We start from the raw sequence: 18,779 nt of genomic DNA, 5'->3' as shown, positions 1-18,779 counted from the left end.
CTGCACGCCACGAAGCTAAGACTATCAAAACAAAATGCCTTTTCACAAAAAGCTTTTTGCAAACTTAGCCGCACCCTTCTCGTGCAGTATCAAAAGCATAGAATACCGGTTAATGTGTACTAACTGGTATTTATTATATCACAGAAAATATGTTTTGTCAAGCAAACAAAAAAGCCGTGACAGACTTTTTTCATCTGCCACGGCTTTGTGCATAGCTATTTACTTGAATTTTGCAAAAAATCCTTTTTTCTCATAAGGCTCTCTTTCAGCGGAAATAAAAGTGTAGCCTGTTTTCTCAACTGCTTCTTTAAGCTTTTCATCAGGGATATCTTCATCAACTATAGCCACAGTTTCGCCCTTTGCATGGGAAGAGCTTACCTTTTTCACCTTGAAATTCTGCCTGAAAGTGTCATTCATATGCGATTCACACATTCCGCACATCATTCCGTCTATTTTTACTGTTATCTTTTCCATTTCTGACCCTCCAATGCTTAATAGGTTAGAACTTGCTAACCACGCTTATTGTAACACAGCCTATAGCTTTTTTCAAGTCAATAATGTAAATTTTAATCTGCCGTTTGTCTGTTGTTCTCCGCAAGAAGAAAATTCTTCACTTCCCAAAGCTTCTGAGAAAGGTCAACATAATAAGTGTGCGGATTTTCAAATCTTGTGATCTCGTCCCAAAGAGTGTCTATCTCAGCCGCCGCATACTTTACGATATCCTCATACGCAGGCTTCTTGTATACGCACTTGCCGTCCTTGAATATCTGCTGTTGAATAGGCTTTGCCTCAAAGTTTGTGATGACCTTTTTCTTCCATGTAAACTGCGGGTCAAAAAGCGTAAGGGGTCTGCTTTCATCTATCACCTCGTCATGAATACACAGCAGGTCAGCCACAGCCTTGTGATTGTCCTTATCATAAATTCTGTAAAGCTTTTTGAAGTGCGGAGTCGTTATCTTCGCCACGTTTTCAGAAATCTTTATCTTAGGCTGAATATTGCCATCATCGTCCTCCACAGCCGCAAGCTTGTAAACTCCTCCGAAAACAGGCTCGCTCTTTGCGGTGATAAGTCTTTCGCCCACGCCGAACATATCCACCTTTGCGCCCTGATATATCATATCTCTTATAAGATACTCGTCAAGGGCGTTTGAAGCACATATTTTGCAATCAGGATAGCCTGCCTCGTCAAGCATTTTTCTTGCTTTCTTGGAAAGATAAGTTATATCTCCCGAGTCTATCCTTATTCCCACAGGTCGGCAGCCCATAGGCTTCAGCACCTCGTCAAAAGCCTTTATTGCGTTAGGCACACCGCTTTTCATCACATTATAAGTGTCCACAAGCAGAACAGTGCCATTAGGATAGCACTTACAGTAAGTCTTGAAAGCTTCAAGCTCGCTGTCAAACATCTGCACCCATGAATGTGCCATTGTGCCTGTTGCATTAAAGCCGAAAAGCTGGTCTGTGATAGTGCAGGCTGTGCCTGAGCAACCGCCTATGCCTGCGGCTCTTGCACCGAGTATGGCAGCGTCTGCACCATGAGCACGTCTTGAACCAAACTCAGATACCGCCCTGCCCTGAGCCGCCCTTACAATACGGTTAGCCTTTGTTGCAATAAGTGTCTGATGATTTATGCAAAGCAGAAGATAAGTTTCCACAAGCTGAGCCTGCACCGCAGGTGCTCTCACCGTGATGATAGGCTCGTTAGGAAACACCACCGTACCCTCCGGCACAGCAAATATATCTCCTGTGAAGCGGAAATCCTTAAGATATTCAAGGAAGCCTTCGTCAAAAATGCCCTTTGAGCGCAGGAACTCTATGTCCTCTTCGTCAAAATGCAGATTTTCGATATAGTCTATGACCTGCTCCAGACCGCAGGCAATGGCGAATCCGCCGCCGTCAGGTATCTGTCTGAAAAACAGATCAAAATAAGATATCTTTTCCTGCATACCGCTTACAAAGTAGCCGTTTCCCATTGTCAGCTCATAAAAATCGCACAGCATAGTGTAATTGAATTTGTCCATTTTGCTCTCTCCCTTTCAGCTTATAACAAGAGGGACTAATGTCCCTCCTTGCTGTTTTACAATATTATATCACGCCACAGGTGCAAAAACCTGAACTAAAGCGCAAACTTTTCTGAATATTCAGCCAACAGCTTCTCGTAATAGTCAGGACCGTTTCTATGAAGCTTATCAAGATATTCATGCTTTTTAAGGCTGTTGTATTTCTCTTGGTTTGCGATAAGATAGACCGCAATATTTGAGCAGTGGTCTGATATTCTCTCCACATTTGTGAGTATATCAAGGAAGTTCACACCCACCTCGATGTTGCAAAGACCATTCTTAGACCTGTCGATATGAACAGCCTTAAGCTCCTCAACAAGTCTGTCTACTACTTCTTCAAGTGGCTCGATCTCCTTGAGAACGTTCATATCCCCTGTCTTTGTGGCTTCGATAGCAAGCCCGATTATCTCCTGAATGGCGTTGCACACAACGTCAAGCTCGTGCTTCGCCTGCTCAGAAAAACCGATCTCCTTTTCATAAAGAACATCCGCAGTTTCATAGATGTTTATAGTATAGTCGCCTATTCTCTCATACTCTGAGATAAGGTGGAAAAGCGCTGTAACAGTTCTCGACTCATCCTCGTTCAGACCGCAGTCATTAAGCTTTATAAGATATGAACCTACTCTGTCCTCAAGCCTGTCGATAAGTTCCTCACGCTCTTTTATCTTGTCGATAGACTTAAGGTCATACTTGTCATAAAGCTCTCTTACCGATATGAAATTCTTCTGTGCCAGCACGCCCATTTGAACAACTGCCTCTGTAGCCTGTGCGATAGCAACGTTTGGAGTAACAAGAAATCTGTCGTCAAGAAGATCCTCCTTAGTGAAAGTATCATCGTCCTCAGCGTTCTTCTTATCTCTGATAGTCCATTCGGCAAGCTTTTCAAGCACTGTATAGAACGGCAGAAAGATTATAGTTACCACAACATTGAAGATAGTATGGAAGTTTGCGATGCTTCCCGTTGTAAAGCTCTTATTCCAAAACGGAAGTCCTATTGTATACTGAATGATATAAACGCCGATAAGAAAGATTATAGTACCGATAAGATTGAAATAGAAGTGTATCATAGCGGCTCTCTTAGCGTTCTTTGAAGCACCTATACTTGAAATAAGAGGTGTAGCACAAGTACCGATGTTAGTACCCATTATGATAGGAAATGCAGAAGCGAATGTGATAGCGCCTGACACTGAAAGCGCCTGCAAAATGCCTATAGAAGCGGCTGATGACTGTATGATAGCCGTGAATATCGCACCCACCAATACGCCCAGAACAGGGTTTTTAAGCACTGCAAAAAGCTGCTCGAACTGCGGAAGCTCTGCCAGCGGAGCGATCTTCTCCTGCATAAGTATCATTCCGGTAAAGAGGATACCTATGCCCATCATTATCTCGCCCACGTTCTTTGTCTTGTTCTTCTTGCCCACCATTATGATGATAAGACCGATAACGATAAGTATAGACGAAAAATTCGACGGCTTGCAAAGCTGTAATATAGCAGGACCGCTGCTGTCGCCCTCAAGGTTTGTGAGCCTCAGTATCTGAGTTGTCATGGTAGTACCGATATTTGCGCCCATGATTATTCCAACTGCGCCCTTAAGCTTCAAAAGGCCTGCGTTTACAAGTCCCACCACGATAACAGTAGTTGCCGATGATGACTGCACCGCTGCTGTTACCAATGCACCGAAAAGTATTCCTGAGAACACGTTTCCCGTCATTTTCGCAAGGACCTTCTCCATAAGTCCGCCCGAAGCCTTTTCAAGTCCCGAACTCAATATGGTCATTCCGTACAAAAACAGACCAAGTCCGCCCGCCATTCCGATAATGTTAAAGATACTCAAATCAATTCATTCCTTTTCTTGTTTTTTCCACTGCACAACGTCCGAGCACGCCCCTGCGCACCCCATTACTTACCTTACCTTTACGCCGATTTTACTTAATAAATAAAACAAAGCCAAAGCCTGCACGGATATCCCGCAAGGCTCTGACTTTGATAATTATTTCTTTCCTGCCACCACAAGTCTGTTCATGGCACGTCGCAGCTTCTGCTCCGCCCTTTCAAACTCTTTCTGGCCAGCATTTTCTCTGAGCTTGTTCTCTGCCGCCGCCTTTGCCTTTTCGGCTCTTGCAACGTCTATCTCATCAGCCCATTCGATAGCAGATGTCACCACTGTCACACCGTCAGCAGACACCTTTATAAGCCCTCCCGAAATAGCGGCTGTTCTGAACTCACCTTCTATTTTGATACGGAAAGGAGAAGAAACGATATTTGCCACATATGGCGCATGACCTGCAAGTATACCAATATCACCTGATACGGTCCTCACAATGATCTGCTCAGTATTCCCCTCAAAAAAAGTTTTTTCAGGGGTTATTATCTTAAGATCAAAAGGCGTCATAATCTTTCTCCATAAGTTTTTACAAATCAGCGTATGCGGCACAAAATTGCCACATACATTCACTATATACTATAATCCGACTCTTGTCAAGTATTTTTCTTTAAACGTTCTGTTACTACTGTTCACTTTCTGCGATCTGTCTGCCCTTTTCAACAGCCTCGTCGATAGTTCCCACGAACAGAAAAGCAGATTCAGGCAGATCGTCATGCTTGCCCTCGATAATCTCCTTGAAGCCTCTGATAGTTTCCTTGATAGGCACATATTTGCCCTTCATGCCCGTGAACTGCTCCGCAACAGAGAACGGCTGTGACAGAAAACGCTGTATCTTTCTTGCTCTTGATACAGTGAGCTTATCCTCGTCAGAAAGCTCGTCCATACCCATGATAGCGATGATATCCTGAAGCTCCACATACCTCTGCAAGATAGACTGGACCTGTCTTGCTACCTGATAATGCTCATTTCCCACTATCTCAGGCGAAAGTATCCTGGAGTTTGACTCCAACGGGTCAACCGCAGGATAGATACCAAGTGATGAAATGCTTCTTGAAAGCACAGTTGTTGCGTCAAGGTGAGCAAACGTAGTTGCAGGCGCAGGGTCTGTCAAATCGTCCGCAGGCACATAAACTGCCTGAACGGAAGTGATAGAGCCTTTTGTTGTTGAAGTGATACGCTCCTGTAACTGACCCATTTCAGTTGCAAGGGTAGGCTGATAACCAACGGCTGACGGCATTCTTCCAAGAAGTGCCGAAACCTCAGAGCCTGCCTGAGTGAATCTGAATATGTTGTCGATAAAAAGCAGCACGTCCTGATGCTCAACATCTCTGAAATACTCCGCCATTGTCAGACCTGAAAGTGCAACTCTCATTCTAGCTCCAGGCGGCTCGTTCATCTGACCATACACAAGCACGGTCTTGTCAATAACACCCGACTCTTTCATTTCATAATAAAGGTCGTTGCCTTCACGGGTACGCTCTCCAACGCCTGTGAATACCGAGATACCGCCGTGCTGATTGGCAACGTTATTTATAAGCTCCTGAATAAGCACCGTCTTGCCTACTCCTGCACCACCGAAAAGACCTATCTTTCCGCCTTTCAGATATGGTGCGATAAGGTCGATTACCTTGATACCTGTTTCAAGTATCTCATTTGAGCCGGACTGCTCCTCATATGTCGGAGGCTCTCTGTGTATCTCCCAACGCTCCTTAGTTTCAGGGGCAGGCAGATTGTCAACAGGCTCGCCGAGAAGATTGAACATTCTCGAAAGAGTTTCCTTGCCCACCGGAACGGAAATAGCCTTGCCGGTATCAACAGCGTCGATACCTCTCACAAGACCGTCCGTAGAGCCCATGGCGATACATCTTACTATATCGTCGCCTATATGCTGAGCCACCTCAACAACGAGCTTTTCGCCCTTGTTGTCTATCTCAATGGCATTGAGCAGATCAGGCAGGCTGTCCTTTTCAAAACGGATATCGACTACCGCACCAACTATCTGGACTACCTTGCCTATGTTTTTGCTTTCCATTTATTTACCACCTTTCAAAAAGGGATATAAGCTATCATCATAGCCGTCACGTCTTTTAAATACTATCTTCCGATAGTTGCCGAGCTTATCTCCGTAAGCTCCTGAGTTATCTGCGCCTGTCTTGCTCTGTTGTAAAGAAGCGACAGGTTGTCTATCATTTCTCCTGCATTGTCCGTTGCAGACTCCATTGCAGTACGTCTTGCCGCCTGCTCAGAAGCGTAAGAATCCACTATCGCAGAATAAAGCATACCGCCTATATACTGCGGTATCATGCCGTCAAAGACCTCCTCAGGGGACGGGTCATAGATAGTTGACGGGTGCTTTCTTCCCCCAAGCTTGTCAAGATCCTCCACGGGAAGTATCTGCAAGCTGCAAGGCTCTTGTGTCAGAGCCGACACGAATGTGGTATACACAAGCTCTACCTTGTCATAATCCCCATGTCTGAAGCCTGCGATAATATCCTCCGCAATGTCCATAACAGTGTCAGCGTCAATGCTCTCCGCTATCTGCGGATATTTCCACACAAGGTCATAATCACGCTTCTCAAAGAACTCAACAGCCTTTTTTCCCACAGCCATAACACGAAGCTGACCGCCTGATGACAGCACATCGTCAGCCTTTGCCTTAGCCATTTTCAGCACGTTGGAGTTAAATCCTCCTGCAAGTCCCCTGTCGCCTGCCACCACTATAAGCAGTGTGGAATTAAGAAACTTCTTCTTTGTATACACCGACTTGAACGCACTGTCGCAGGATATATCGCACATTGTCTTAAAAAGCGTTTCAAAGAACGGCTGAACTGCCACCGCCTTATCCTTGGCACGTCTGAGCTTAGAAGCCGCCACAAGCTGCATGGCTTTTGTTATCTGCATGGTGCTTTCAACGCTTTTGATACGTCTTTTGACGTCTTTCATATTAGCTGTTGCCATTGCTCAGCGCTCCTTATCTGCTTTGAAGAAACTTCTGTGAATACTCCGCAAGCACGTCCTTTATTGCCTGTTCATTCTCTTTTGTAAGCTCTCCTGTTTCTCTTATTGATGAGAAAATATCAGGGTGAGTTTCATCTATATACACAAAAAGGTCTTTCTCAAATTCAGCGATATCCTCAACTCCGATATTTTTCAGATAGTTGTTTACCACCGCATAGATTATGACCACCTGCTTCTCAACGTCCAGTGGCGAGGTCTTGCCCTGTTTGAGCACCTCCACGATACGTTCGCCCTGTGCAAGTCTTTCCTTAGTGTCTTTGTCAAGGTCAGAGCCGAACTGCGAGAATGACTGCAATTCTCTATACTGAGAATAAAGCAGTTTCAGCGAGCCTGAAACCTTTTTCATAGCCTTTATCTGTGCCGAACCGCCTACACGGGATACTGATATACCAGGGTTTACCGCAGGTCTGACGCCTGAGAAGAACAGCTCAGATTCAAGGAATATCTGTCCGTCAGTGATAGATATAACGTTTGTTGGGATATAAGCCGAAACATCGCCTGCCTGAGTTTCAATAATAGGCAGAGCGGTTATAGAGCCTCCGCCGTAGTCCTTGTTAAGACAGCAGGCTCTCTCCAAAAGTCTTGAATGGAGATAGAATACATCTCCCGGATAAGCCTCACGTCCTGTCGGTCTTTGAAGCAGAAGTGACATAGTTCTGTACGCCACAGCGTGCTTCGAAAGGTCGTCATAAACGCACAGCACGTCCTTGCCCTGAAGCATGAAATATTCTGCCATTGCAACGCCTGCATATGGTGCTATATACTGCAAAGGCGCCATTTCAGAAGCCGTTGCCGATACAACTATAGAATAATCCATAGCCCCATGCTTAGAAAGGGTATCCACCACGTTTGCCACAGTAGACTGCTTCTGACCTATCGCCACATAGATACAGATAACGTCCTTGCCTTTCTGATTTATGATAGTGTCAAGTGCTATAGAAGTTTTACCTGTCTGTCTGTCGCCTATAATAAGCTCTCGCTGACCTCTTCCTATAGGTATCATAGAGTCGATAGCTTTGATACCTGTCTGCAATGGTCTGTTTACTGATTGTCTTGTAATTATTCCGAAAGCAGGGCTTTCCACAGGTCTTGTTTCTGTTGTAAGCACAGCGCCCCTGCCGTCAATAGGCGCACCGAGAGCGTTCACAACTCGTCCAAGAAGCGCATCTCCCACAGGCACAGAAACTATCCTGCCTGTTCTCTTTACTCCAGAGCCCTCTTTTATTCCGTCCTCAGAGCCGAGAAGTACACAGCCTACAAAATCCTGCTCCAAGTTCATTGCCATGCCGTATGTTCCGTTAGAAAATTCAAGAAGTTCGCCCGACATACACTTGTCAAGTCCATGAACTCTTGAAATTCCGTCGCCAACAGTGCAGACCGTCCCCACATCGTCAAGCTCAAGCTTGCTGCGGTAGTCCTTGATCTGCTGTTTTATCAAGCCTGTTATTTCATCAGGACGTAATTTCATGTTAAAATACCGTTCCTTTCCTATGCAATGACCCCGTCGATCTGAGCCTTGATATCATCAAGCTTAGTTCTGACGCTGCCGTCTATTTCTGTGTCTGAATATCTCAGCACGATACCGCCCATAAGGCTTTTGTCCACCTTTTCCACAAGCACTATCTTTGCCCCCGAAACAGCCTCCAGCTTAGCCACAAGCTTGTCCCTGAGCCTTTCAGACAGAGGCATAGCCGTCACCGCAGTGACCTCTATGATATTATTATGCTTTTCATAAAGCTCCTTGAACTTTGCGCATATCTCAGGCAGAAACCTTATCCTGCCCTTTTCGCTCACAAGGCAAAGAAAATTAAGCGTAACAGGCTGTATCCTGCCCATAAACACCTTTTCCAGTGCCGCCCTTTTTTCGTTCTCCGTCACCAGCGGTGACGCAAGAAGCTCCACATATTCCTCCTGACCCTGAGAGAAAAGTATATCCCTTATGCTCCCAAGCTCACCATAGACTTCATCAAGGCAGTTTTCCTCGCAGCACACCTCGAAAAGTGCGTTGCCGTAAATATTCCCGATACTGTCTGCCATTACATCTCACCCACATTGTCAATGAACTTCTCGATAAGACGTTCGTTGTCCTCGCCTGTCATATCCTTTTCCACAACTGCCGCCGCAGCCGAGAAAGCAATATCGGTGATCTCGTTCTTGATCTGGTTGACAGCGATCTTCTTTTCTCTTTCGATCTCTCTTGAAGCGTTGTCCACAAGACCCTTTGCCTCAGTTCTCGCTTCGCTGATTATCTCGTCAGAACGCTGTTGAGCCTTTCTTGTTGCCGTCTGTATAATCTGTGCAGACTCTTCCTTTGCACCCTCTAATCTGCTTGTATACTCAGCTTCAAGCTTCTCGGCATTTTCTTTTGCCTCGTCAGCCTGCCTGTAAGTTTCCTTAACATCATTTTTCCTGTCCTCGATGACCTTGTTCACCTTATCGAACAGAAAATGCTTGAGCACCAAAAACAGTATGAGCGTATTGAGCAAAGTCGCAATTATCGTTGTCAGATCTATTGACAGAAACTCTGTCACATCGCCTGCTGCCAATACCATTTATCCAACCTCCCCTCCGCATCCATGCAGAGCAAATCTTGTTTGAAGCTTTTTATTAAAGCTTTCCGATAAATGGGTTAGCAAATAGCAGGATAAGTGCAACTACGAATGCGTAGATACCTGTTGACTCAGCCATAGCAACGCCTATGAACATTGTTCTTGTGCAGTCGCCCTTAGCCTCAGGCTGTCTTGCGATAGCCTCAATAGTCTTTCCTACTGCGTAGCCCTCACCGATACCAGGTCCGATACCTGCGATCATTGCAAGTCCTGCACCGATTGCTGAACAGCCAAGAAGAATAGCCTTTTCCATAATGATAAACCTCCGTTATTTACATTTTTATACTTTTCCGCAAAAGCGGTAATTTACTCTGTTTCCGCAGCCGCACCAACGTTTACCATGGTGAGCATGGAGAAGATATAAGCCTGTATACACCCTGAGAACAGGTCGAAATACACGCTAAGCACCGCAGGTATACCTACCTGAAATACACTAAACGCCCATGAGCCTGCCTCAAAAGTCAGTCCAAGCGCTGATGACAGTGAGCCGAGCGCACCATAAAGCAGTCCTGTTATTACCATGCCGCCTGCAACGTTTCCGAACAGACGGAACGCCATAGATGCAGGCGTAGCCACCTCGCTGATGATATTAAGCGGCAAAATGAAAGCCACAGGCTGAGCAAAGCTTTTAAGATAGCCCTTGAAACCGTTCGCCTTTATCTTGTTGTATGTGATAAGCACGAATGTCATAAGAGCCCACGTTGCCGTAACATTGATGTCCGCAGTCATAGACCTCAGACCTATCATACTGATAAGAGCGCCAAACACCGCATAAATAAGCAGCGTAGCAATATAAGGGGCATACTTCATCATCTTAACGCCCATGTTCTCTTTGACCATGTTGTTGACGAAGTTCACAAACATCTCAACAACTACCTGACGCTTTTTCTCAGGCACTTTTTTCAAATCGTGTGTGAGCCACAAGCACAGTATAAGCACCGCAACTATAATAAGCCAGCCCATCACCACCGTTTCGGTGAACCTCAGACTGCCTATCTCAAACACTATCTTAGGGCCGTTTCCTATACCCGTCATTTATTTATCCCTTCTTTCTCTTATCTGTATGACATACAGAATCATCCTCGGATAAAACTGCGGCAGAAGTATCCCCACCGCACTCACCGCCTTTGTGAGCATAGCCCCCGCACAAAGCACAAAAAGCACTCCATACCTAGTCATGTAACACCCAAGCATTGTCCGCTTAGCCTTTTTGCCCTCAAGCTCCACAGCCTTTTCGCAGGTCACACCAAGGTAGTACATACAAAGGCACATATAGCCCCAGCCCAATGCAAAGCCCGCAAGCTGTGTGATGTCAAAGCCCCACAGCAAAGTAAATGCCCAGCATACGGCAGCCATAACACCGCCCCATAAGCATATTTTTTTCAGCAAGCCGCCAAGCTCAGAGCCTATATTTTTCACTTATTTTCTCCGATTTTCATAAAGAAATCCACCATAAATCTTTACATTTTCTTAACAGCAGAAAATATCTGCCTGATGTATTTCATTATACCACACAGCCCTACATTTTTAAAGAGCAAACCGCAAACTTAAACATTTATTTTACATGGGCTTTACATTTCGTTCATAGTTAGTCAAATAATTAGTTAATTATAATTCAGCGTTAATAATTTATCAATAGTCAATCTTTGATTTTTGATATTGTTTGAGTTTTATCATACTATTCTACAATAAAAAACGGACTGCCACAAGCCGATATAATATCACGGCTGAGCAGTCCGCAAGCATATGTGCGGCTTATCTGAGGATATCGTCAACAACGCTTTCTGCAGTGCTTACAGTATCATCAATAATATCCGCACCACCGCTTACTGTGTCCTTGATACCATCGCCGACACGGCTCACAAGAGTGTCGCTGTCATCACGTCTGCTTGTGACCTCATTTTTGGAAGTTGTGGTCGCAGTAACGCCGGAAGATGTCGAACCTGAGTTATCGTCATTTCTTGAACAGCCTGCGAGCATAACGCCGCAAAGGCCAAGGCAAGTTAGCATAGCTATCAATTTTTTCATAATTAAGTTCCTTTCAGTATAAGATATGCCATTTCAGGCTAATGCTATTATTTCTCGGAGATGAAGATATATTCATAAAAAACAAAAAAGAGATGAGCCAAATGCCCATCTCTCTGTCAGATCAAAAAATCAATAGAACTGCGATCTCTTTTTCTTGATAACGAAAATAACAGCACCTACAATAACCGCCGCAACGACCACAATAACTACAATGCCTACTACTCCGATACCCTTTGAAGATTCAGCCTCAGATGACGAAGTGCTGCTCAGTCCGTTTGACTTAGGCTGTACCTTTAAGCCCTGCACGATCTCCTGTGCCTTTGCACTTTTATTGTAGCCATCGAGATTCATTACCTGAAGATCTTCACCATTTTTTTGCAGCGGAGTATCTATTACAAGATTATCAATATAAAGCACATCTGTCTTATCCATTTTCTTGATAACCGGTATTTCAAAAATGAACTTTGTTGCTCCGCACTCGTCAGGTACCGGTATAAGCGCTGTCGCATACTGAGTAACATTATTGCTTGCATCTGTATTTATTTCAAGCTGAACACTATTGCTGGTCACCTTTTTGTATTCCTCAGTACAAGGAAAAGCAAACACAGAATCTCCCATAAGCTTGCCCTGAGCGTCCTGATTTATCCTATACTTGAAAGAGATCATACAGCCGTCAAAACAAGTCATGCCAAAATCCTTGGCGTCGATCTCAACGCCCATCGTTATATAAGGCGCATCTTCAGATTCAGAGCCGGGATAAACCAAATTCTTATCGTCATCTCTTATAAGCGAAGCATAAGTACAATAATCGCTTATGTCATTAGGCTGCGTTGCTGTTATCTTAAGGCTTGCACCCTGATAAGCATAGGTCTTTTCCTGGGATGCTCCCACTGATATCTTCTCTCCGTCAGGAGTCACCTTGATATATCTCTCCCAATCCTTCATATCAAACGACAAGGACGGCGCTGAAGTATCTGTTGTAAGGATACTCTTGTCGGCACTATATTCAGGTATTTCAGCCTCACTGTCGGCATAAGCAGGCACAGCACAAACGCCAAGCATCATTATCGCTGATACCATGCCAAGTATTCTCTTTGATCTCATCTTAATTCTTATCCTCCCTTGATACTATTATATGTAAACGCTTTCATAGCCGTTCACACAAGTATCGAAACGCTATAAAACACTATTAATATTTTACACCTTTTTAACAAAACTGTCAAGCGTACCATACAATTTTTCATATAATGTAACTGTTTTGTAATACAAACTAAGCGTTTTCACCAAAATAGCCACACGCTTTTTATGAATAAACTCTTATTGACAGCCATTTTTAACAAAAAAAGACCGCCTTCTCAGACGGTCTTGCGATCTTATTGAATACCAAGGAACTGGAAATACTGCTTATCCGGCATTGTTGTGACAGAAGTGGCTCTCAGATCGTCAGCCTCCGAAAGTCTGTACTGCACCTTGAGAACTCCGTCCTCCTCTACCCAGCCAACATCAGGAACTGTTCCTCTTATGCCCTTGTTGGAAATTGTCTTTTTGATACCTTTCTGCTTAAGAGTAAAGAATTTAAGCTCGATATCCTGATTGTATGGCACTACGCATATCTTAACAGCACCCTTGTCGCTGTCCTTTACATCGTAAAGTATTATCTGATACTGACCGTCAGGCGATATGGTATTTGATTCTGACGTTACTTCAGTGAGCTTCTTGAAGTTATCTCTGTAGAGAGCATAAACACTTGACGATGTGTCAAGATCTGAATTTAGCACAGTTTCAACAGACGTTCCGCCGAAAAGGATATTAAGCACAAAGTAAGCAACTATTCCAAGAACATACATAAGCAGGTATATCGTACCCATTATAACCTTTACAGTTTCGTTCGTGCCTGCTGCAAAGAACATTATGATAGCAACAATGAACGGCGGAACTATCAATATCCAGTCGCCCATGTTGAAAAGTATCATGCAGAACACGACCGGAAGCATGAGTATGCTCAGTATCTCCGTCACAAGCTCACGTCTTGAAAAGAGCATAAGTCCCATAAAAACTACGTTAATCACCACATACACTGTGAAAAACGACTTTTCTCTGCCTGCCGCAAACTCCAGATCATACAGGAACGTTGCATAAGTGAGCAGAGTTATTACAGCAAAGTAAGCGACATTGAAAACTGACACCGCTCGCTTCACCCATACGTTAGATAAAAAATCCTTCATTTTTAGTCCTCCCTAGACACTCTGTTCTTTTATTTTACACGAAATTACGCAAAAAATCAAGTGCTTTATTTCTTTATTTTTTCTTAAAACACAAATCAGACATATCAAATGGTATTTAATTGGCTGAACGCTGTCAATTTAGTATTATCTCTTCACCGCCGCTGAGTCCCGAAAGTATCTCAACGTTGTCGTTGTCCTCGATGCCAAGCTCTACATCCTGCTCTATCTTTACGCCGTCCACAAGCAGGTTCACATAGTTGCGTCCGTCAAGTTTCTTCACCGCCTTCTGCGGAACTATCACAGTATCAAGCCTTGAATACACGTCAAAGACAACCTCTATGCCGCCAAGATCCAGCATATCGTTCTCCTCGTCAGGGGTTATAACATAAACATATGCCGAGAAATCTCCGCTCTCATTGTAGATTATATCCGTCACAGTGCCGCCCATCGTATTGGCACCCTGTACTATCTGCACTGCAGTGCCAAAATTGACGTTTGTGAGCGCGTTATCAAACACAGACACGCACAGAGCCTTTTGTGATTTATCGGAAGTATACCCAAGCACCTCGCCCTTATTCACCGGCATGAACGCTGTCAGCTCCTGACCACGTCTGTCTGCAAGATCAAACTGTCCGTCGCATGGAGCGTAAACCTTATAATCCTCCAAGGACGCCACAAGACTGTCATATTTGAGCTGTTCTATCTGTAAATCATACTGAGAAAGCTGTATCTCACTGTAGTCAGCATCGTTCGCCTGCAATGTAGCGACCGTCTGCTTCGCCTGATTGAGCCTTATTTCTTCCTCTTCTATCTGTTCGTCCACATCGTCTGAATAAAGTGTGCAAAGCAGGTCACCCTTTTTCACATCACAAGGCGACTCCACATCTATAGACTTTATCTGACCGCTTGCCTTAAAGGTGACAGTTTCACTGTAAGGGTAATCATAAACACCCTCCTGATGATACTCCTGAGATATATCTCCGATCTCAGCTTTTACCGTCTTATATGTTATATCCTTAGTTTCAAGAATAGGCACAGCTATCTCGTCTTTTTTCTCCGACTTTCCGCAGGCGCAAAGTCCGAAACACATTGCCGCTGCTGAGATCAAAGCAATAAATCTTATACTTTTCATAAAAAAGCCCTCTCGGTAATATAAAACTGCGGACACACTCCGCCGCAGTGAATTATACCACATTTTCCGTCATTTTTCAAGCTTATCCCCTACATATCGTATATCTATTGTATAACTGCACAACACTGTCTGCCTATATTTATACAGGTTTACCACAGCAGTTCACCGATAATAGAGTTTGAAGCCAGAAACCCCGCAGGCGTAAGCCTTAAAATACCCTTTTCGACCACGCAAAGCCCTTGCTTCTGAAACAAAGCCGCCTTCTTGCGGATATTCTCCCCAAGCTCTTTACCGCCAAGCTCCTCGGCTTTACCTATGTCAATGCCCTCCGTGAGCCTTAACCCCAGCATGACATACTCCTCTGCCTTGTCAGGGTCGTCCTCAAGCACCACCATGCTCTGCACCTTGTCAGAAATAAACTCCTCAACATCGCTCTTGCAGTAATATCTCTCATTATCAAAGAAAGAATGTGCCGACGGGCCAATGCCTATATATTCTTCCCCGTGCCAATATTTAAGATTGTGCCGTGATCTTCCGCCCTCTTTGGCAAAATTTGATATCTCATACTGTAAGAAGCCCTTGCTTGCAAGCTGTCCCACAGTTTGCAAATACATATCGCACAGCATATCGTCATCAGCTACAGCGTTTCTCATCTCATCACAATCAAAAGCCGTACCCTTTTCTATTTTCAGCATATAAGCCGAAATATGATCGACAGGGAGTGCCGTAAGGCTTTCTATGCTATCCCAAAGGCTTTCAAGGTTCTGACCCTTTACCCCGAGCATGATATCGCATGAGATGTGCCTAAATCCCACCTGAGCCGCCGTTTCCACAGCCGACTTTGCCTGAGAAAAGTCATGAAGCCTGCCCAAGAAGCCAAGCTCCCTGTCATTAGCCGATTGAACGCCAAAAGAAAGCCTTGTTACCCCTGATTTTCTCCACCCTGACATCTTCTCCCTGTCCACAGAGCTGGGATTAGCCTCCAAGGTTATTTCAGGCTGGCAAAGATCAAAGCACTTTCCTGCCGTATCTATTATCCTGTCAACCTGTTCAGCCGACAGCACAGAGGGCGTACCGCCACCGAAGTAGATAGTATCGCATTTTATGTCCCTGCCCTTGAAAGCCTCTATATTGCGGCACACAGCCTGCGTGTAGTCCTCATAAAGCTCAGGCCTGCAAACGGAATAGAAGTCACAGTAAGGGCATTTTCTTTTACAGAAAGGCACATGGATATAAATTCCTGTCATAGCATATCCTCGTCATCATCAAAAGCCTTGTCGATATACTCTCCTGTTTTTTCACGGTTGAGCCGAAATCTCTCTATCGCCTTTTTCACGCCAAATATACCGCCCCACACAAGGAACATACAAAGACTTATAAGCACCGCATAAAGCACAAAATAAGCCTGCTGTTTCAAACTGAGCTGAAAATACACCGACCGCCTGTTTAGCATATCGGAAACTTTGGGGTGGATAACGATATAGCAGATAACGCCAAGAATACCTGCATAAGCAAGTGTGCATACCATGCCCATAAAAGCTTCCTTGAATTTAAGTGCCGAGAATTTAGCTCCTGCACACACCGCCCACACAGCGATAAGCACAAGCCCAGCCGCCGCAGAGATATTGGCATACACCTCATAAAGCACAGGCAATATCACCGCACCGCTCAGCCCGAAAGCCAGCGACAATTTCATAGACTTTTGTATATCAGGCATAGCTGCTCCTTTCAAAAAAATGTTGATATATTTGTATAAACCAAAACCTATCCACTCTCCGAACGGGCTGTCGAGGGCGCCAGCCCCTACGCCAAAATTACTCCGCTCGGTGTTTTCTCTACTTTGTATTGGTGATTTGCTCGGCATGGCTCCGCCATTCCTCACTCCTCACTGAAACTCTCTACTCGTCCAGCTTCAGCACCGACATAAACGCTTCCTGTGGCACTGACACAGATCCAAGCTGTCTCATTCGCTTCTTTCCTTCTTTTTGCTTCTCCAACAGCTTCTTCTTTCTTGTGATATCTCCGCCATAACACTTAGCAAGAACGTCTTTTCTCATAGCCTTGATAGTTTCTCTGGCAATTATCTTTCCGCCGATAGCCGCCTGCACAGGTATTTCAAAGAGCTGTCTTGGTATATTCTCTTTAAGCTTCTCCGTCAGTCTTCTGCCCCTTGAATAAGCCTTATCCTCGTGTACAATGAATGAAAGTGCGTCCACCACCTCGCCGTTAAGGAGTATATCAAGCTTCACAAGCTTAGACTTCGCATAGCCCATCATCTCATAGTCAAATGAAGCATAGCCCTTTGTGCGTGATTTCAATGCGTCAAAGAAGTCATAAACTATCTCGTTGAGTGGAAGCTGATAATGCAGGTCAACTCTAGTTTCGTCTATATATTTCATATCCTTGTATACGCCACGTCTGTCCTGACAAAGCTCCATTATATTTCCAACATATTCAGACGGCGTATAAATATGTGCATTAACTATCGGTTCTTCTGCCGAAGCGATATTTGCCACATCAGGATAATTTGTCGGGTTATCAATGAACACAGTTTCGCCGTTAGTCAGATTTACCTTATAAATAACCGACGGTGCAGTTGTGATAAGGTCGAGATTATATTCTCTCTCCAAACGCTCCTGGATTATCTCCATGTGCAGAAGTCCGAGGAAGCCACATCTAAAACCAAAGCCCAGTGCAATTGAAGTTTCAGGCTCGAAGGACAGTGAAGCGTCATTGAGCATAAGCTTTTCCAAAGCGTCACGAAGGTCAGGATATTTTGCTCCGTCCGCAGGATAGATTCCACAGTATACCATAGGGTTTACTTTCTTATATCCAGGGAGTGCCTCAGCGCAAGGCTCAGCCGCATTTGTCACAGTATCGCCCACACGGGTATCGCCAATATCCTTGATAGAAGCAGCGATATATCCTACCTCGCCTGCATGAAGCTCGCCCACAGGCACAAGGTCAGTTGCTCCCATATAGCCTATCTCCACCGTCTGAAATTCAGCCCCTGTAGCCATAAGCCTGATGGTATCCCCAGCCTTGATATGCCCCTCTTTCACACGACAGTATATTATAACTCCCTTGTACTGGTCATAATAGCTGTCGAAAATAAGAGCCTTAAGCGGAGCGTTCTCGTCGCCCTTTGGGCATGGTATATCCTTTACAACACGTTCAAGCACTTCCTTGACGTTCGTACCCATTTTAGCGGATATCCTCGGAGCGTCCATAGCAGGAATGCCGATAACGTTCTCTACCTCTGTGCAAGCCCTTTCAGGGTCAGCAGACGGCAGGTCTATCTTGTTTATAACAGGCACTACCTCGAGGTCATGTTCGATAGCAAGATAAGTGTTTGCAAGGGTCTGCGCTTCTATGCCCTGAGAAGCGTCAACGATAAGCAATGCACCCTCGCAGGCGGCAAGAGAACGTGACACCTCATAGTTGAAGTCAACGTGACCTGGGGTGTCAATAAGGTTGAAAACATAGTCCTGCCCGTCGTCAGCGTGATAATTCAGGCGCACCGCACGAGCTTTGATAGTGATACCTCTTTCACGCTCGATATCCATATTATCGAGAAGCTGATTTTCCATATCTCTCAGCTTCACAGTATCGGTAAGCTCCAAAATTCTGTCGGCAAGAGTAGATTTGCCGTGGTCTATATGAGCTATAATGCAAAAATTTCGTATATTATTTTCGTTCATTTACTGATTTTCCTCTCTCAGACAAGTATACTTTTCCATAATACTTTATTATAACACGCTTGCCCCACATTGTCAATTTCTCCGCAAATAAAAAAGGCAGACACAACGTGCCTGCCCCAA

General features: G+C 44.7%; 19 protein-coding genes. All 19 read right to left on the bottom strand.

What is annotated here, in order from left to right; translation table 11 throughout:
* Positions 1 to 219: 219 nt before the first annotated feature.
* The 19 genes from DW938_RS04030 to lepA all read right to left on the bottom strand — a co-directional run bounded on the left by DW938_RS04030 (position 220) and on the right by lepA (position 18,659).
* Positions 220 to 474 (bottom strand): heavy-metal-associated domain-containing protein, encoded by a 255-nt coding sequence (locus DW938_RS04030; protein ID WP_118123955.1) that lies wholly within the window; start codon positions 472 to 474, stop codon positions 220 to 222.
* A 92-nt stretch (positions 475 to 566) separates the two neighbouring features.
* On the bottom strand, positions 567 to 2,021 hold the full coding sequence (locus DW938_RS04025) for a nicotinate phosphoribosyltransferase (RefSeq protein WP_118123954.1): 1,455 nt from the start codon (positions 2,019 to 2,021) through the stop codon (positions 567 to 569).
* A 95-nt stretch (positions 2,022 to 2,116) separates the two neighbouring features.
* Positions 2,117 to 3,895 carry a Na/Pi cotransporter family protein gene (locus tag DW938_RS04020; protein ID WP_022288611.1) on the bottom strand — a complete coding sequence of 593 codons (1,779 nt, stop codon included), beginning with the start codon at positions 3,893 to 3,895 and terminating at the stop codon, positions 2,117 to 2,119.
* A 156-nt stretch (positions 3,896 to 4,051) separates the two neighbouring features.
* On the bottom strand, positions 4,052 to 4,453 hold the full coding sequence (gene atpC, locus DW938_RS04015) for an ATP synthase F1 subunit epsilon (RefSeq protein ID WP_117858550.1): 402 nt from the start codon (positions 4,451 to 4,453) through the stop codon (positions 4,052 to 4,054).
* Between the two features lie 115 nt (positions 4,454 to 4,568).
* Entirely contained in the window at positions 4,569 to 5,978 is a 1,410-nt protein-coding gene (gene atpD / locus DW938_RS04010; RefSeq protein ID WP_117896479.1) for a F0F1 ATP synthase subunit beta, read from the bottom strand.
* Between the two features lie 62 nt (positions 5,979 to 6,040).
* Entirely contained in the window at positions 6,041 to 6,904 is an 864-nt protein-coding gene (gene atpG / locus DW938_RS04005; RefSeq protein WP_117928036.1) for an ATP synthase F1 subunit gamma, read from the bottom strand.
* Between the two features lie 13 nt (positions 6,905 to 6,917).
* Positions 6,918 to 8,432, bottom strand: coding sequence for a F0F1 ATP synthase subunit alpha (gene atpA / locus DW938_RS04000; protein ID WP_118123953.1), 1,515 nt, complete (start codon positions 8,430 to 8,432; stop codon positions 6,918 to 6,920).
* A gap of 20 nt (positions 8,433 to 8,452) precedes the next feature.
* Positions 8,453 to 9,001 carry an ATP synthase F1 subunit delta gene (gene atpH / locus DW938_RS03995; protein ID WP_117877640.1) on the bottom strand — a complete coding sequence of 183 codons (549 nt, stop codon included), beginning with the start codon at positions 8,999 to 9,001 and terminating at the stop codon, positions 8,453 to 8,455.
* Positions 9,001 to 9,516 (bottom strand): F0F1 ATP synthase subunit B, encoded by a 516-nt coding sequence (atpF, locus tag DW938_RS03990; RefSeq protein WP_038671185.1) that lies wholly within the window; start codon positions 9,514 to 9,516, stop codon positions 9,001 to 9,003. Before atpF ends, atpH begins: the two co-directional genes overlap by 1 nt.
* A 55-nt stretch (positions 9,517 to 9,571) precedes the next feature.
* Complete coding sequence (gene atpE, locus DW938_RS03985) at positions 9,572 to 9,826, bottom strand: ATP synthase F0 subunit C (RefSeq protein WP_022288618.1); 255 nt, start codon at positions 9,824 to 9,826, stop codon at positions 9,572 to 9,574.
* 53 nt (positions 9,827 to 9,879) lie between these two features.
* Positions 9,880 to 10,608, bottom strand: a complete 729-nt coding sequence (atpB, locus tag DW938_RS03980) for a F0F1 ATP synthase subunit A (protein ID WP_118123952.1) — start codon at positions 10,606 to 10,608, stop codon at positions 9,880 to 9,882.
* Positions 10,609 to 10,992 carry a hypothetical protein gene (locus DW938_RS03975; protein WP_117877642.1) on the bottom strand — a complete coding sequence of 128 codons (384 nt, stop codon included), beginning with the start codon at positions 10,990 to 10,992 and terminating at the stop codon, positions 10,609 to 10,611. It lies immediately after the preceding gene.
* 336 nt (positions 10,993 to 11,328) lie between these two features.
* The gene (locus DW938_RS03970; RefSeq protein WP_118123951.1) at positions 11,329 to 11,601 is read right to left on the bottom strand and encodes a hypothetical protein; all 273 of its coding nucleotides are present in this window, start codon (positions 11,599 to 11,601) and stop codon (positions 11,329 to 11,331) included.
* A 129-nt stretch (positions 11,602 to 11,730) separates the two neighbouring features.
* On the bottom strand, positions 11,731 to 12,705 hold the full coding sequence (locus tag DW938_RS03965) for a hypothetical protein (protein WP_118123950.1): 975 nt from the start codon (positions 12,703 to 12,705) through the stop codon (positions 11,731 to 11,733).
* A gap of 269 nt (positions 12,706 to 12,974) precedes the next feature.
* A complete protein-coding gene (locus tag DW938_RS03960; protein ID WP_117958052.1) occupies positions 12,975 to 13,826 on the bottom strand; it encodes a hypothetical protein in 852 nt (283 codons plus the stop codon).
* Between the two features lie 133 nt (positions 13,827 to 13,959).
* Positions 13,960 to 14,958 (bottom strand): efflux RND transporter periplasmic adaptor subunit, encoded by a 999-nt coding sequence (locus DW938_RS03955; protein ID WP_118123949.1) that lies wholly within the window; start codon positions 14,956 to 14,958, stop codon positions 13,960 to 13,962.
* A 149-nt stretch (positions 14,959 to 15,107) separates the two neighbouring features.
* Entirely contained in the window at positions 15,108 to 16,205 is a 1,098-nt protein-coding gene (gene hemW / locus DW938_RS03950; protein ID WP_118123948.1) for a radical SAM family heme chaperone HemW, read from the bottom strand.
* Positions 16,202 to 16,675 (bottom strand): hypothetical protein, encoded by a 474-nt coding sequence (locus DW938_RS03945; RefSeq protein ID WP_022288626.1) that lies wholly within the window; start codon positions 16,673 to 16,675, stop codon positions 16,202 to 16,204. Before DW938_RS03945 ends, hemW begins: the two co-directional genes overlap by 4 nt.
* Positions 16,676 to 16,856: 181 nt before the next feature.
* Complete coding sequence (gene lepA / locus DW938_RS03940; protein WP_117858531.1) at positions 16,857 to 18,659, bottom strand: translation elongation factor 4; 1,803 nt, start codon at positions 18,657 to 18,659, stop codon at positions 16,857 to 16,859.
* Positions 18,660 to 18,779 lie beyond the last annotated feature (120 nt).

Origin of the sequence: Ruminococcus sp. AM43-6 (genome assembly GCF_003461785.1) — a bacterium.
In the GTDB taxonomy this organism is placed as follows: domain Bacteria; phylum Bacillota; class Clostridia; order Oscillospirales; family Ruminococcaceae; genus Hominimerdicola; species Hominimerdicola aceti.
Note: the sequence above shows the minus strand (reverse complement) of the source record. Positions and strands in the feature narration are given on the sequence as shown.

What these genes read in the sequence shown, in the direction of transcription:
- DW938_RS04030 (WP_118123955.1), bottom strand. Translation starts at nt 474, where the DNA reads ATGGAAAAGATAACAGTAAAAATAGACGGAATGATGTGCGGAATGTGT.
- DW938_RS04025 (WP_118123954.1), bottom strand. Translation starts at nt 2,021, where the DNA reads ATGGACAAATTCAATTACACTATGCTGTGCGATTTTTATGAGCTGACA.
- atpC (WP_117858550.1), bottom strand. Translation starts at nt 4,453, where the DNA reads ATGACGCCTTTTGATCTTAAGATAATAACCCCTGAAAAAACTTTTTTT.
- atpD (WP_117896479.1), bottom strand. Translation starts at nt 5,978, where the DNA reads ATGGAAAGCAAAAACATAGGCAAGGTAGTCCAGATAGTTGGTGCGGTA.
- atpG (WP_117928036.1), bottom strand. Translation starts at nt 6,904, where the DNA reads ATGGCAACAGCTAATATGAAAGACGTCAAAAGACGTATCAAAAGCGTT.
- atpA (WP_118123953.1), bottom strand. Translation starts at nt 8,432, where the DNA reads ATGAAATTACGTCCTGATGAAATAACAGGCTTGATAAAACAGCAGATC.
- atpH (WP_117877640.1), bottom strand. Translation starts at nt 9,001, where the DNA reads ATGGCAGACAGTATCGGGAATATTTACGGCAACGCACTTTTCGAGGTG.
- atpF (WP_038671185.1), bottom strand. Translation starts at nt 9,516, where the DNA reads ATGGTATTGGCAGCAGGCGATGTGACAGAGTTTCTGTCAATAGATCTG.
- atpE (WP_022288618.1), bottom strand. Translation starts at nt 9,826, where the DNA reads ATGGAAAAGGCTATTCTTCTTGGCTGTTCAGCAATCGGTGCAGGACTT.
- atpB (WP_118123952.1), bottom strand. Translation starts at nt 10,608, where the DNA reads ATGACGGGTATAGGAAACGGCCCTAAGATAGTGTTTGAGATAGGCAGT.
- DW938_RS03970 (WP_118123951.1), bottom strand. Translation starts at nt 11,601, where the DNA reads ATGAAAAAATTGATAGCTATGCTAACTTGCCTTGGCCTTTGCGGCGTT.
- DW938_RS03965 (WP_118123950.1), bottom strand. Translation starts at nt 12,705, where the DNA reads ATGAGATCAAAGAGAATACTTGGCATGGTATCAGCGATAATGATGCTT.
- DW938_RS03960 (WP_117958052.1), bottom strand. Translation starts at nt 13,826, where the DNA reads ATGAAGGATTTTTTATCTAACGTATGGGTGAAGCGAGCGGTGTCAGTT.
- DW938_RS03955 (WP_118123949.1), bottom strand. Translation starts at nt 14,958, where the DNA reads ATGAAAAGTATAAGATTTATTGCTTTGATCTCAGCAGCGGCAATGTGT.
- hemW (WP_118123948.1), bottom strand. Translation starts at nt 16,205, where the DNA reads ATGACAGGAATTTATATCCATGTGCCTTTCTGTAAAAGAAAATGCCCT.
- DW938_RS03945 (WP_022288626.1), bottom strand. Translation starts at nt 16,675, where the DNA reads ATGCCTGATATACAAAAGTCTATGAAATTGTCGCTGGCTTTCGGGCTG.
- lepA (WP_117858531.1), bottom strand. Translation starts at nt 18,659, where the DNA reads ATGAACGAAAATAATATACGAAATTTTTGCATTATAGCTCATATAGAC.